Source organism: Streptomyces sp. N50 (genome assembly GCF_033335955.1).
Classification (GTDB): Bacteria; Actinomycetota; Actinomycetes; order Streptomycetales; family Streptomycetaceae; genus Streptomyces.
Map to the genome: position 1 here is coordinate 1,506,270 of NZ_CP137549.1, position 12,577 is coordinate 1,518,846.

11 protein-coding genes and 1 tRNA gene are annotated in these 12,577 nt (G+C 71.0%); 7 read left to right on the plus strand and 5 right to left on the minus strand.

The genetic code is table 11. From position 1 onward, the window contains the following. Positions 1 to 76: 76 nt before the first annotated feature. Positions 77 to 799: a hypothetical protein gene (locus R2B38_RS06335; RefSeq protein WP_318015336.1), complete on the minus strand. Its 723-nt coding sequence runs from the start codon at positions 797 to 799 to the stop codon at positions 77 to 79. Between the two features lie 47 nt (positions 800 to 846). Between R2B38_RS06335 and R2B38_RS06340 the strand changes: the two genes are divergently transcribed. Then, entirely contained in the window at positions 847 to 1,035 is a 189-nt protein-coding gene (locus R2B38_RS06340) for a DUF5703 family protein (RefSeq protein ID WP_005485166.1), read from the plus strand. 75 nt (positions 1,036 to 1,110) lie between these two features. Here R2B38_RS06340 and R2B38_RS06345 read toward each other — a convergent pair whose 3' ends face one another. From R2B38_RS06345 to R2B38_RS06355, 3 genes are all read right to left on the minus strand, one after another. After that, on the minus strand, positions 1,111 to 2,229 hold the full coding sequence (locus R2B38_RS06345) for a chaplin (RefSeq protein WP_318015337.1): 1,119 nt from the start codon (positions 2,227 to 2,229) through the stop codon (positions 1,111 to 1,113). Between the two features lie 131 nt (positions 2,230 to 2,360). After that, the gene (gene chpH / locus R2B38_RS06350) at positions 2,361 to 2,594 is read right to left on the minus strand and encodes a chaplin ChpH (RefSeq protein WP_019059153.1); all 234 of its coding nucleotides are present in this window, start codon (positions 2,592 to 2,594) and stop codon (positions 2,361 to 2,363) included. A 185-nt stretch (positions 2,595 to 2,779) separates the two neighbouring features. Further along, positions 2,780 to 4,105, minus strand: a complete 1,326-nt coding sequence (locus tag R2B38_RS06355) for a M20/M25/M40 family metallo-hydrolase (RefSeq protein ID WP_318015338.1) — start codon at positions 4,103 to 4,105, stop codon at positions 2,780 to 2,782. A 199-nt stretch (positions 4,106 to 4,304) separates the two neighbouring features. On the opposite strand from R2B38_RS06355, the gene R2B38_RS06360 reads away from it, so the two are divergent. The 5 genes from R2B38_RS06360 (at position 4,305) to R2B38_RS06380 (ending at position 11,151) form a co-directional block, all read left to right on the plus strand. Further along, positions 4,305 to 4,389, plus strand: a tRNA-Leu gene (locus tag R2B38_RS06360). Between the two features lie 279 nt (positions 4,390 to 4,668). After that, a complete protein-coding gene (locus R2B38_RS06365; RefSeq protein WP_318015339.1) occupies positions 4,669 to 8,532 on the plus strand; it encodes a Pls/PosA family non-ribosomal peptide synthetase in 3,864 nt (1,287 codons plus the stop codon). A gap of 80 nt (positions 8,533 to 8,612) precedes the next feature. Next, positions 8,613 to 9,956 (plus strand): M1 family metallopeptidase, encoded by a 1,344-nt coding sequence (locus R2B38_RS06370; protein ID WP_033283689.1) that lies wholly within the window; start codon positions 8,613 to 8,615, stop codon positions 9,954 to 9,956. A 64-nt stretch (positions 9,957 to 10,020) separates the two neighbouring features. Continuing rightward, positions 10,021 to 10,752, plus strand: coding sequence for a hypothetical protein (locus R2B38_RS06375; protein ID WP_318015340.1), 732 nt, complete (start codon positions 10,021 to 10,023; stop codon positions 10,750 to 10,752). An 18-nt stretch (positions 10,753 to 10,770) separates the two neighbouring features. Continuing rightward, positions 10,771 to 11,151: a YchJ family protein gene (locus R2B38_RS06380; RefSeq protein ID WP_033283687.1), complete on the plus strand. Its 381-nt coding sequence runs from the start codon at positions 10,771 to 10,773 to the stop codon at positions 11,149 to 11,151. Between the two features lie 27 nt (positions 11,152 to 11,178). On the opposite strand, the gene R2B38_RS06385 is transcribed toward R2B38_RS06380, so the two are convergent. Continuing rightward, the gene (locus tag R2B38_RS06385) at positions 11,179 to 11,880 is read right to left on the minus strand and encodes a FadR/GntR family transcriptional regulator (RefSeq protein ID WP_318015341.1); all 702 of its coding nucleotides are present in this window, start codon (positions 11,878 to 11,880) and stop codon (positions 11,179 to 11,181) included. A 133-nt stretch (positions 11,881 to 12,013) separates the two neighbouring features. Here R2B38_RS06385 and R2B38_RS06390 point away from each other — a divergent pair, with 133 nt between their 5' ends. Then, complete coding sequence (locus R2B38_RS06390) at positions 12,014 to 12,532, plus strand: gluconokinase (RefSeq protein WP_318015342.1); 519 nt, start codon at positions 12,014 to 12,016, stop codon at positions 12,530 to 12,532. The last annotated feature ends 45 nt before the right edge of the window (positions 12,533 to 12,577 follow it).

The following is a 12,577-nucleotide window of genomic DNA, read 5'->3' on the forward strand; positions in this document are numbered from 1 at the left end:
CACGGACGACAGACGGCGGCGGTCACCGAGGGACTCCCTTGGTGACCGCCGCCGTCGTCTCAACAGCTGGGTGCGGCTAGCGGTCCGCTTCCAGCGCCTCCAGGTCCTCGTCCTCGTCCAGATCCGCGTCCAGGTCGGGATCGAGTTCGTCCTCGACCTCGTCCACCTCGTCGATGTCGTCGATCTCATCGTTGATCTCGTCGTCGAAGACCGCGCTGACGTCGAAGCGGCACACCACCCGCTGCGGGTCGACGCCCTCGAAGGGAGCCTCCAGCCAGGCACCGGGGTCGGCCGTCTCGTCGGCGGCGGTCACCCAGAGCGTGGAATCGCCCTCTTCGAGGCCGAACTCCTTGGGTCGGGAGGCGATCTCGTCCGCCTCGAACTCGTCGAAGAGGATGCCGAGCGCGCCGTGGATCGTGCTGGAGGCCTCCGTGCCCGTGCCGTCGCCGACCGCCGCCTCGACCCGCTGCGCCTGGGCCAGCAGCCGCTGCGGCTCCGCCACGGCGTAGTCACGGCGGATCAGCACGCTCACCGCGTTCGGCTCCTCCGGGCCGGTGTACGGCGGCAGGGAGTCTTCCGTACCGGGGATCTCGAAAGGCGTGACCTCGTCATAACGGTCGTAGAGCAGCTCGTCGTAGACCTCGGCGGCCGCGGCGAGCTGGTTGAACGCCTCGTAGACGGCCGGGTCGTCCTCCCCCGACCGGCCTTCGACCGCGGCCAGGTGGCGGTCGAGCGCGGTCTTGACCGCCTCGGCGGCGGCGCGTACCTCGGCAGCGGTTGGCTGCGCAGCATCAGACATAGTGCAGACGCTATCCGTACCGGGGCTCTGCCCGCACAATAGATGCGATGCCGGAATACGAATTTGTCGACGTGTACGTACCGCGCGGGGTCTCCCGCAAGGACGCCACACGTCTGCTGACGGACCATGCCGAGTACGGACACTGGGAATTGGACCGACTGAGCCTGCTGCGCGACGGCAGTCGCAGGGTGCGGCTGCGCCGGCGGATCATCCGCCAGGTGCGCGCCACGTGGTGAGCTGAGCCGGGCGAAACGGAGCGGGCCCCGGCAGTGCGGGGCCCCTCCGTTGCGCAGATCACATGTGTTCGGGAGCTACATCGAGGCCCGCGCCTTGCGGTACAGCACCGCGCCCGCGAGCAGCGCGCCCGCGCCGACCGGCAGGGCGAGACCCAGCGGGAGCTCGCTGCCGGTGTGCGCGAGCTGCGCGCCGCCCGAGGACCGGACGCCGGACTGCGCGCCGGGCTGGTTCACGTGCACGGAACCGACCGGCGTCTGACCGCCCTTGATCGGCGAGGTGCCCGGTGAGGTGGGGTGGGTGGGCGTGCCGGGCGTGCCCGGGTGGCTGGGCGTCCCCGGGTGGCTCGGCGTCCCCGGCGGGGTGGTCCCGTGACCGCCGCCCGGGGGCGTGCCGTGGTGTCCGCCGTGACCGGGAGGTGTGCCGTGGTGGTGACCGCCGCCGGGGTGGTGACCGCCACCGTGGTGACCGCCGCCCGGAGGCGTCCCGTGGTCATGGCCACCCCCGTCGTGACCGCCGCCGTTGTGACCGCCCCCGTGATGTCCGCCCCCGCCCGGAGGCGTCCCGTGATGACCGCCCCCATGGTGACCGCCACTCCCCGGAGGCGTCCCGTGGTCATGGCCGCCGCCGTGGTGCCCGCCCCCGCTCCAACTCCCGTTGTTCGCACAGTCGTTGCCGGTGACCGCGTTGCCGACGCCGATGACGCTGACGTTGTTGCCGCAGACGTTCACCGGTACGTCGATCGGTACCTGGACGTGGTTGCCGGAGCCGACACCGGGTGAGTTCGAGGCGTGTCCGCCGGCGTGCGAGCCCCCTGAGCCGCCGTGCGCGCCGTGTCCGCCCGAGCCGCCGTAGCCCCCGGAGTCGCCGTGACCGCCGGAGTCCCCGTACCCGCCCGACGAGCCGTACCCGCCGGTCGAGCCGTGACCGCCGTGGCCGCTTCCGCCGCCCCCGCCCGGGTTGCCGCACTTGTTGCCGACCGCCGGGTTGAGGATCCCCACCACGTTCACGGTGTTGCCGCAGACGTTGACCGGCACGTGCACCGGTGCCTGCACGGTGTTGCCGGACAGTACGCCGGCCGAGTCCGAACTGGAGCCCGCGGCGCCCGAGTCGGCGTGGGCGACACCGCCCGCGGCGGCGATCACCCCGGTCGCGGCCGCCACGGTCATCAAGCTTTTTCGAGTGACCTGTCGCATTGCTGAATTCCCCCCTGCCTTTCATCCTGACTGAATTCCTCGCGCGATTTCCCGCACAAAGACCGTCGGCCCCGGAGCGCATGGCGCGCGCTCCGGGGCCGAGGACGTGGTCACCCCCTAGAGGGGCGACGTCACTTGTTGACGCAGGTGTTGCCGAAGGCGGGGTTCAGCAGACCGATCACCGAGATCGTGTTGCCGCACACGTTCACCGGGACGTGCACGGGAACCTGGATGACGTTGCCGGAAACGACACCCGGAGAGTGCACGGCGGCACCCTGAGCGCCCGAGTCGGCGACGGCCAGGCCCGCTCCCGCGAGAACCAGGCCACCGGTGGCAGCCGCAGCGGCGACGACCTTCTTGATCATTATTCCTCCTTGTTGGCAAAAGCGATCTCGTGTTGCCGATCGCATCACCTGTAACGAGGAGGGAGTAATGGAGCTACGAGCTTATGAGCACATTCACTCTTCCCGGTCACCTCCGTACGCGCGGTCGAATTCCGGCGTCAACCGACGTCGACCGGTGTTTCAGGACACGGCTTCAGGGCGCGCCTTCAGGACGCGTCGATGAACCGGTCCAGCACCCGCACTCCGAACTTCAGCCCGTCCACCGGTACCCGCTCGTCGACCCCGTGGAACATGCCCGCGAAGTCCAGCTCCGGCGGCAGCTTGAGCGGGGCGAAGCCGAAGCCGCGGATGCCCAGGTCGTCGAAGGACTTGGCGTCCGTACCGCCGGAGAGCATGTACGGGACGGCCTTCGCGGTCGGGTCCTCGGCGAGCAGCGAGGACTGCATGGCCTCGACGAGCGGGCCGTCGAAGGAGGTCTCCAGCGCCTTGTCCGAGTGGACGTCCTCGCGCTTCACCTTCGGGCCGAGGATCCGGTCGAGGTCGGCGAGGAACTCCTCCTCGTGGCCGGGCAGGAAACGCCCGTCGACGTTGGCGGTGGCCTCGCCGGGGATGACGTTGACCTTGTAACCGGCGTTCAGCTGCGTCGGGTTGGCGGTGTTGCTGAGGGTCGCGCCGATGAGCTTGGCGATGCCGCCGAGCCGCTTGAGGGTCGCCTCCATGTCCTCCGGGTCGAGCGGGGTGCCGAGCGCGTCGCCGAGTTCGTCGAGGAAGGCCCGGGTCGTCTTGGTGACCCGCACCGGGAACTTGTGCCGGCCCACCCGGGCGACGGCCTCGGACAGCTCGGTGATCGCGTTGTCCCGGTGGATCATCGACCCGTGCCCGGCGGTGCCGGCCACGGTGAGCTTCATCCAGTGCATGCCCTTCTCGGCCGTCTGGATCAGATAGAGCCGCCGCTCCTCGCTCACCGTGAACGAGAACCCGCCGACCTCGCTGATGCCCTCGGTGACGCCGTCGAACAGCTCGCGGTGGTTGTCGACGAGGTGCCGCGCCCCGTACGTACCGCCCGCCTCCTCGTCCGCGAGGAAGGCGACCACGATGTCGCGCGGGGGCCGGCGCCCGCTGCGCAGCCGGTCGCGGACGACCGCCAGGGTCATCGCGTCCATGTCCTTCATGTCGACCGCGCCGCGCCCCCACACGCACCCGTCCGCGACCTCGCCGGAGAAGGGGTGGTGGGTCCAGTCCGCCGCGTTCGCCGGTACGACGTCCAGGTGGCCGTGGATGAGGAGCGCGGGCCGGGAGGGGTCCGTGCCCTCGATCCGGGCCACCGTGGAGGCGCGTCCCGGGTGCGACTCGAAGATCTTGGGTTCGAGGCCCACCTCGGCGAGCTGCTCGGCGACGTACTCGGCCGCCTTGCGCTCACCCGGGCCCGAGTGGTCGCCGTAGTTGCTGGTGTCGATCCGGATCAGCTCGCGGCAGAGGTCCACGACCTCGTCCTCGCCGGTGACGCCCTTGGCCGTGTCCGTGTCGCTCACGCTGCTTCCTCCCACTGTCACTGCTGGTGGTCCTCCCCCATCCTCTCTCCCCACCGCGCCGCACCCCAAGGGCGGTCCCGGCCCGTCACACGCCGTTCACGCGGGACGCGGGTGGGAACAGGGGGTGATCGGCCACCCCTGGAAGCCTGGTAATGTTTCCTTCGTCGCCGCGGGGGAAACCACGCGCGACAGACACCTTGTCCGGGTGGCGGAATGGCAGACGCGCTAGCTTGAGGTGCTAGTGCCCTTTATCGGGCGTGGGGGTTCAAGTCCCCCCTCGGACACACTCGGCGGCGAGGGCCGCGACCAGCATAGGTCGCGGCCCTCGCCGCATTTGTGGGGGATGTCTCCTTCGGCCTGAAGATCACCAGGTCAGAGCGTTGTCGCACGCTCACGGAGCGCCCCCGTTCGGCCGCCCCGAGTGGCCGTCGGCAGGCCCGGAGCCTAGCGTCGTACTAAAATTTCCGGCTTGTTACGGAACGGAGCTGGAGCTGGACAACCCCAGGCATACCTGCGGGCCCGCCAGCACCCCGGAGTTGTCCGGGTTCGAGACGCGAGGACCGATGGCAGCCATACACGAGAGCAGTGCTCTCGGGCTTGACGAAGAGATCCGCACACAGTTCGGCGATACGGCACGCTTCTCCGCGGCGCCGGCCGCCTCGGCCCGCACCCTTGTCGACATTCTCGACGCGTCGGTGCGGTCGTATCCCGACGAGCTCGCTCTGGACGACGGCACCGTCCGCCTCACCTACCGCGCACTCGCCGTCGAGGTCGAGACCCTGCGCCGCACCCTGGCCGCGGCCGGTGTCGGCCTCGGTGACCGGGTCGGCGTGCGGGTCCCGTCCGGGACCAACGACCTCTACATCGCGATCCTCGCCGTCCTCGCCGCCGGTGCCGCGTACGTCCCCGTCGACGCCGAGGACCCGGACGAGCGCGCCGAGCTGGTCTTCGGCGAGGCCGACGTCCGCGCCGTCATCGGCGCCGAGCACGCGCTGACCGTCCTCGGGCACAGTGACGCCCCGGCCGCCCGGCCCGGTGTCGAGCAGGACGCGTGGATCATCTTCACCTCCGGTTCCACCGGCAAGCCCAAGGGCGTCGCCGTCACCCACCGCAGCGCGGCGGCCTTCGTGGACGCCGAGGCGGCCCTGTTCCTCACCGAGGACCCCATCGGTCCGGGTGACAGGGTCATGGCGGGGCTGTCCGTCGCCTTCGACGCGTCCTGCGAGGAGATGTGGCTGGCCTGGCGCTACGGCGCCTGCCTGGTGCCCGTGCCGCGCTCCCAGGTCCGCAGCGGCGCCGACCTCGGCCCCTGGCTGGTCGAGCAGGACATCAGCGTCGTCTCGACCGTGCCGACCCTGGCCTCCCTCTGGGAGCCGGAGGCGCTGAACGACGTACGCCTGCTGATCTTCGGCGGTGAGGCCTGCCCGCCCGAGCTGGTGCAGCGGCTGGTCACCGAGGGCCGTGAGGTCTGGAACACGTACGGGCCGACCGAGGCGACCGTCGTCGCCTGTGCCTCCCTGATGACCGGCGACGAGCCGATCCGCATCGGACTCCCGCTGAACGGCTGGGAGTTGGCCGTCGTCGACGAGGCCGGGGTGCCCGTACCGATGGGCGGCAGTGGGCAGTTGGTGATCGGCGGGGTCGGTCTCGCCCGCTATCTCGACCCCGAGAAGGACGCCGAGAAGTACGCGCCTCTTGAGTCCCTCGGCTGGGAACGGGCTTACCGCAGCGGCGACTTGGTCAAGGCCGAGCCCGAGGGACTGATCTTCCTCGGCCGCGCCGACGAGCAGATCAAACTCGGCGGACGCCGGATCGAGTTGGGTGAGGTCGACGCGGCTCTCCAGGCACTCCCCGGAGTCGCCGGAGCTGCCGCCGCCGTGCGCACCGCGCGCAGCGGCAACCAGCTCCTCGTCGGCTATGTCGTCACCCAGGAGGGCTGGGACCAGGCCGCCGCCGTGGAGAAGCTGCGGGCCGAACTCCCCGCCGCCCTCGTGCCGTTGATCGCCCCGGTCGAGGACCTCCCCACCCGCACGTCGGGCAAGGTGGACCGCAACGCCCTCCCCTGGCCGCTCGAAGGCCTGGAGACCGCCGGCGCCAAGGAGCAGCTCTACGGCACGGAGGCCTGGCTCGCCGAGCAGTGGGCCGAGGTGCTCGGCATCCCCGTGAGCAGCGCGGCCGACGACTTCTTCGCGATCGGCGGAAGCAGCCTGGCCGCCGCCCAGTTGACGACGCGGCTGCGCACCCGTTACCCGAGCGCGGCCGTCCTCGACATCTACCAGCAGCCCACCCTGCGGAAGTTGGCCCGGCACCTGGAGGACTCGGCGCAGGGCGACGGCACCGCGCGCGTGATCGCGCCGGTCCCGACCCGCGCCAAGGTGATCCAACTCCTCGCGCTGGTCCCCCTGTTCACCCTGGTCGGCCTGCGCTGGACGGTGGCACTGGCCGCGCTCGGCAATGTGCTGGGCGGCTACGCGTGGCTGCCGACCGCGTCCTGGTGGCTGGTCGCCGCGGGCGCACTCCTGCTCTTCAGCCCGCCCGGCCGGCTCGCGATCGCCGCGGGCGGTGCGCGCCTGCTGCTGCGTGGCGTGAAGCCGGGTCGCTACGACCGCGGTGGCAGCGTCCATCTGCGGCTGTGGGCGGCGGAGCGGCTGGCCGAGTTCAGCGGGGCGACCGGGCTGACGGGCTCGTGGCTTGAGCGGTACGCACGTGCCCTCGGCGCCAAGATCGGCCAGGACGTGGATCTGCACTCCCTCCCGCCGGTCACCGGCATGCTCAAGATGGGCCGGGGTGCCGCGGTCGAGTCCGAGGTGGACCTGTCCGGCTACTGGCTGGACGGCGACCGCCTGGAGATCGGCCCGGTCAAGGTCGGCGCGCACGCCGTCGTCGGCACGCGCAGCATGCTGTTCCCCGGCGCCCGGGTGGGCAAGCGGGCCGAGGTCGCGCCGGGTTCGGCCGTCACCGGCACCGTCCCGACCGGCCAGCGCTGGGCGGGCGCGCCCGCGGTCAAGCTCGGCAAGGCCAAGCGCAACTGGCCCAAGGAGCGCCCGCAGCGGGGCACCTACTGGCGGGTGATGTACGGCGTGACGGGCTTCGCGCTCACCATGCTGCCGGTGGTCTCCGGTGCCGTGGCGCTGCTGGTGGCGAGCGCGTTCATCGCGCCCGGTGCCGGTCTCGGCGAGGCCCTGCGGGGCGCGGCGGTCGCGCTGGTCCCGGCGACGCTGGCCTTCGGGCTGACGTACGCGCTGCTGATCCTGATCGGTGTACGACTGCTCAGCCTCGGCCTGCGTGAGGGTACGCACCCCACGCACAGCCGCATCGGCTGGCAGGCGTGGACGGTCACTCAGCTGATGGACCTGTCCCGCGAGACCCTGTTCCCGCTGTACGCCGGGCTGGTCACGCCGGTGTGGCTGCGGCTGCTCGGGATGCGGATCGGGCGCGGTGCCGAGGTGTCGACCGTGCTCGCGCTGCCGAGCCTGACGACCGTCGGCGAGGGCGCGTTCCTGGCCGACGACACATTGACCGCGCCGTACGAGCTCGGTGGCGGCTGGGTGCACATCGGGCGGGCCGAGATCGGGCGGCGGGCGTTCCTCGGGAACTCCGGGATGACCGCGCCCGGGCGGAGCGTGCCGGACGGCGGGCTCGTCGGGGTGCTGTCGGCGACGCCGAAGAAGGCGAAGAAGGGCACGTCGTACCTGGGCCTGCCGCCGGTGAAGCTGCCGCGCAGCACCAGCGGCGGCGACCAGAGCCGGACGTACGACCCCCCGGCCAAGCTGCTGTGGGCGCGCGGTCTGGTCGAGCTGTGCCGGATCGTGCCGGTGTTCTGCTCGGCGGGTCTTGCCGTGCTGACGGTGGCCGCGCTGTGCGCGCTGGGGGTGTGGGCGCCGCTGCTGTCGGGGCTCGTGCTGCTGGCCGTGGGCGCGCTCGCCGGGCTGATCTCGATCGTGGCCAAGTGGACCCTCGTGGGTCGGCACCGCGGTAATGAGCATCCGCTGTGGAGCGGTTACGTGTGGCGCAACGAGCTGGCGGACACCTTCGTCGAGGTCGTCGCGGTGCCGTGGCTGGCCGGTTCGGTGCCGGGCACTCCGGTGCTGACGGCCTGGCTGCGCGGGCTCGGGGCACACATCGGCAAGGGCGTCTGGGTGGAGAGCTACTGGCTGCCCGAGACCGACCTGGTGACCCTGGAGGACGCTTCCACAGTGAACCGTGGTTGTGTGCTCCAGACCCACCTCTTCCACGACCGGATCTTGCGGACGGATACTGTGGTCCTCCGTGAGGGCGCGACGCTGGGTCCTGGCGGAATCGTCCTGCCCGGCAGCGAGGTCGGGGCCCGTACCACTCTGGGGCCCGCGTCGCTCGTGATGGCGGGGGAGTCCGTCCCGGACGACACCCGCTGGCTGGGCAATCCGATCGAGTCATGGCGATCCTGAAGACAGGTCACGCGGCGTCGGCTTCGGAGGGCGGTGCACGGGTACGAGATACGAGCACAGCGCAGGGAGCAGACGCAGCAGTGACCGTTCAGCAGGCGGCGGGTCCGGACCCGTATTTCCCGGCAAACGGCGATGCCCGCTACCGGGTGCACCGCTATGAGCTCGCGCTGGACTACCGTCCCGGCCCCAACCGTCTCTCCGGCACGGCGCGCATCAACGCCATAGCGGGCCGTGCGCCGCTGCCCGAATTCCAGCTGAACCTGGGCGACTTCAAGATCGGCCGGATCCGGGTGGACGGCCGCCAGCCGCACTACACGCACCGCGGCGGCCGCCTCCGGGTCCGACCGGCGAAGCCGCTGCGGGCCGGTGCCGCGTTCACCGTGGAGGTCCACTGGTCGGGCAACCCCAAGCCGGTCGCCAGCCCCTGGGGCGGCCTGGGCTGGGAGGAGTTGACCGACGGCGCGCTGGTGGCGAGCCAGCCGATCGGGGCGCCGTCCTGGTACCCGTGCAACGACCGCCCCGCGGACAAGGCGTCGTACCAGATCTCGATCACGACGCCGTCGGCGTACGCGGTGGTGGCGGGTGGACGTCTCCTGACCCGAACGACCAAGGCTTCTACGACCACTTGGGTGTACGAGCAGTCGGCGCCGACGTCGAGTTACCTCGTCGGCCTGTCGATCGGCAAGTACCAGACGGTGCTGCTGGGCGACCCCGGGCTCGGCGGAGTGCCCCAGCACGGACACATCCCCTCCGACCTACTCCCGGAATTCTCAAGGGACTTCGCGCGGCAGCCCGCGATGATGGAGCTGTTCCAGGACATCTTCGGGCCCTACCCCTTCGACGAGTACGCGGTCGTCGTGACGGAGGAGGAGCTCGATGTCCCCGTCGAGGCACAGGGGTTGTCGCTGTTCGGCGCCAACCACGTTGACGGGGCCCGGGGTTCGGAACGGCTCGTCGCGCACGAGCTGGCCCACCAGTGGTTCGGCAACAGCGTCTCCATCGCCGACTGGCGGCACATCTGGCTGAACGAGGGCTTCGCCAAGTACGCGGAGTGGCTGTGGTCCGAGCGCTCGGGCGGCCGTACGGCTCATCAACACGCCGCCGCCGCGCACCGGTTGCTCTCCACGCTCCCCCAAGACCTGCGGCTCGCCGACCCCGGCCGCAAGTCCATGTTCGACGACCGCCTCTACGAACGCGGCGGGGTCACCGTCCACGCGGTGCGCTGCGCGCTGGGCGACATCGCGTTCTTCCGCATGCTGCGCGGCTGGGCCAACCAGCACCGCAACGGCACGGTGACGACAGCGACGTTCACGGCGCATGCGTCCCGGTTCACCTCCGAGCCGTTGGACCAGCTCTTCGACGCGTGGGTGTATCGGGGGGCGTTGCCGCCGATGCCCTCGGCGGAGACGGGGATCGCGGTCTGAGGTGTCGGCTCCGTTGCGCGTGGGGAACTGACGGAGTATCAAGTGATTCCACGGGGGTGGGGTCATGGCAGCCGCATGGGGCCGGGGGTTCGCGGAGACGGGTGAGTGGCTGGAGGTCTACGGGGAGACCGAGCCGCAGTCCGTCCCGCTGGAGCAGATGTTCGCGACGGGTCCGGACACCACGCGCCCGTTCACCGGGTATCTCTACGTGTGGTCGCTCGGGTACACGGGGGACGAAGCGCCGTCCGTGAAGGTCACGCTGCTGTTCCCGGCCATGAGCGGGTGGCGGGTGAAGGACGTCCAGGCCGTCGTGTACCACCTGCCGCCGGTGGCGGACGAGCGGGCGTGGCGGAACACCCTGGCCAGAGACCTGCGGGCGGCCGGACCCGTCCTGGAGGCGGCCGGCAAGATCACGGCCGACCTGGCCGGCTTCCCCGAGATCAACGCGATGACGTCCGCCGCGGCCCATCTGAGGGCGCGCAGCGCGCCGCAGATGCGGGACGAGGAGTGGTTCGTCAAGAGAGTGCACCGCAGTCCCGGCGGGATCCTGCACCAGGGAGTCGAGTGGACGCTCCCGGCGAACTTCGTGCAGCAGATCGGGACCCGGCTCACCGGCGCCCTCCTCGTGGAGTTCATCGGTGCCGCCCCCGCGTACGAGGACACCGACCCTCCCGGCGCCGATCCGCTGCCGCTCCTGGCCTGCGCGACCCTCACCCGCGAGAAGGAGGTGCGGCTGCCCGAGGACGCCTACGTCCGGCTGCCACTGCGCGTCACCCCCGAACGCCCGCGAACGTAGCCCCGGCACAATATGCCCATGACCCCACGCACCAACTGCCCCTGCGGCCTCCCCGACCCCTACGAGAAGTGCTGCGGCCGGTATCACTCCGGCGCCGCCGCCCCCACCGCCGAGGCCTTGATGCGCTCCCGCTACACAGCCTTCGTACGGCTGGACGCGCCCTACCTGCTGCGCACCTGGCACCCTCGGACGCGCCCCGCCGCTCCCCTGGACCTCGACCCGGGAATGCGCTGGACCGGGCTGGAGATCCTCGACACGGGTGGCGGTTCGGCGTTCCACTCCGCGGGGACCGTCACGTTCCGGGCCTCGTACCAGGGCGGCGCCATCCATGAGCGGAGCCGGTTCGAGCGGGTCGACGGGGCGTGGGTGTATCTGGACGGGGAGTTCCTGGACGACTAAGAACAACTACAGCCGCCCGCAGCACAACTACGGCGCCAGGATGTCCAGTTCCTGAAGCGCGCCGACCGTGATCTCGCGGGTCAGGGTCTCCGCGCGCACCGCGTCGCCCTCGCGCACCGCCTCCGCGACCTGCACGTGCAAGGTCACCGCCGCCGGGTCGGGGTCCTCGAACATGACCTCGTGGTGGGTGCGGCCGGCCAGGACCTCGGTGACCACGTCGCCGAGGCGGGCGAACATCTCGTTGCCGGAGGCGGACAGGATCACCCGGTGGAAGGCCACGTCATGGACGAGGTAGGCCTCCAGTTTGTGGCCGCGGGAGTTGGCGACCATGCCGATCGCGCACTCGGTGAGTTCCGCGCACTGCTCGGCCGTGGCGAACTTGGCGGCGAGGCCCGCCGCGATCGGCTCGACCGCCGAGCGCAGCACCGTGAGTGAGCGCAGTTGCTGGGGGCGGTCGGCGCCGGCCAGGCGCCAGCGGATGACCTGGGGGTCGTAGACGTTCCACTCGGCCTTGGGGCGGACCGTGACGCCCACCCGGCGGCGGGACTCGACCAGGTGCATGGATTCGAGGACGCGGACCGCCTCGCGCATCACGGAGCGGGAGACCTCGAAGTCCTTGGCGAGCTCGTCCGTGCGCAGGACACTGCCCGGCGGGTACTCGCCCGCGGTGATGGCGGGGCCGAGGGAGTCGAGTACGCGGCCGTGCAACCCGCGGCCCGGAGTGGTCATGCACTCAGCGTACGGGTCGCATCACGGAACCAAAAAGTCAGACTTATATGTCACAGACTCTTGAATTCGTCGTACCTAATCGGTTTCAGTGGGATCGACAACAGGTGTCGTCGACGGAGACAGTGAGGCAGCGATGCGTACCCCCCATGTCGTCGTGGTCATGGGCGTAGCGGGCACCGGGAAGACCACCATCGGTCCCCTGCTCGCGGCCCGGCTCGGCGTTCCGTACGCCGAGGGCGACGACTTCCACCCGCAGGCCAACATCGCCAAGATGTCGGCCGGCGTCCCGCTGACCGACGAGGACCGGTGGCCGTGGCTGGACGCCATCGGCGACTGGGCGCACGGGCGCGCGGGGCTCGGCGGGGTCGTCAGCAGCTCGGCGCTGAAGCGGTCGTACCGCGACCGGCTGCGCGCCGCCGCCCCCGGGGTCGTCTTCGTCCACCTCACCGGTGACCGCGCGCTCATCGAGGACCGGATGGCGCACCGGCACGGGCACTTCATGCCGACCGCGCTGCTCGACTCGCAGTTCGCCACGCTCCAGCCGCTGGAGGCGGACGAGGCGGGCGTCGCCGTGGACGTCACCGGCAGCCCGGAGCAGATCGCCGAGCGGGCCATGGCCGCGCTCGAACAGGTCCCCGAGCCGACCTCCTAGCCTCCTGGTCCTCCTGGTCCTCCTGGTCCTCCTGGTACCGCCCCT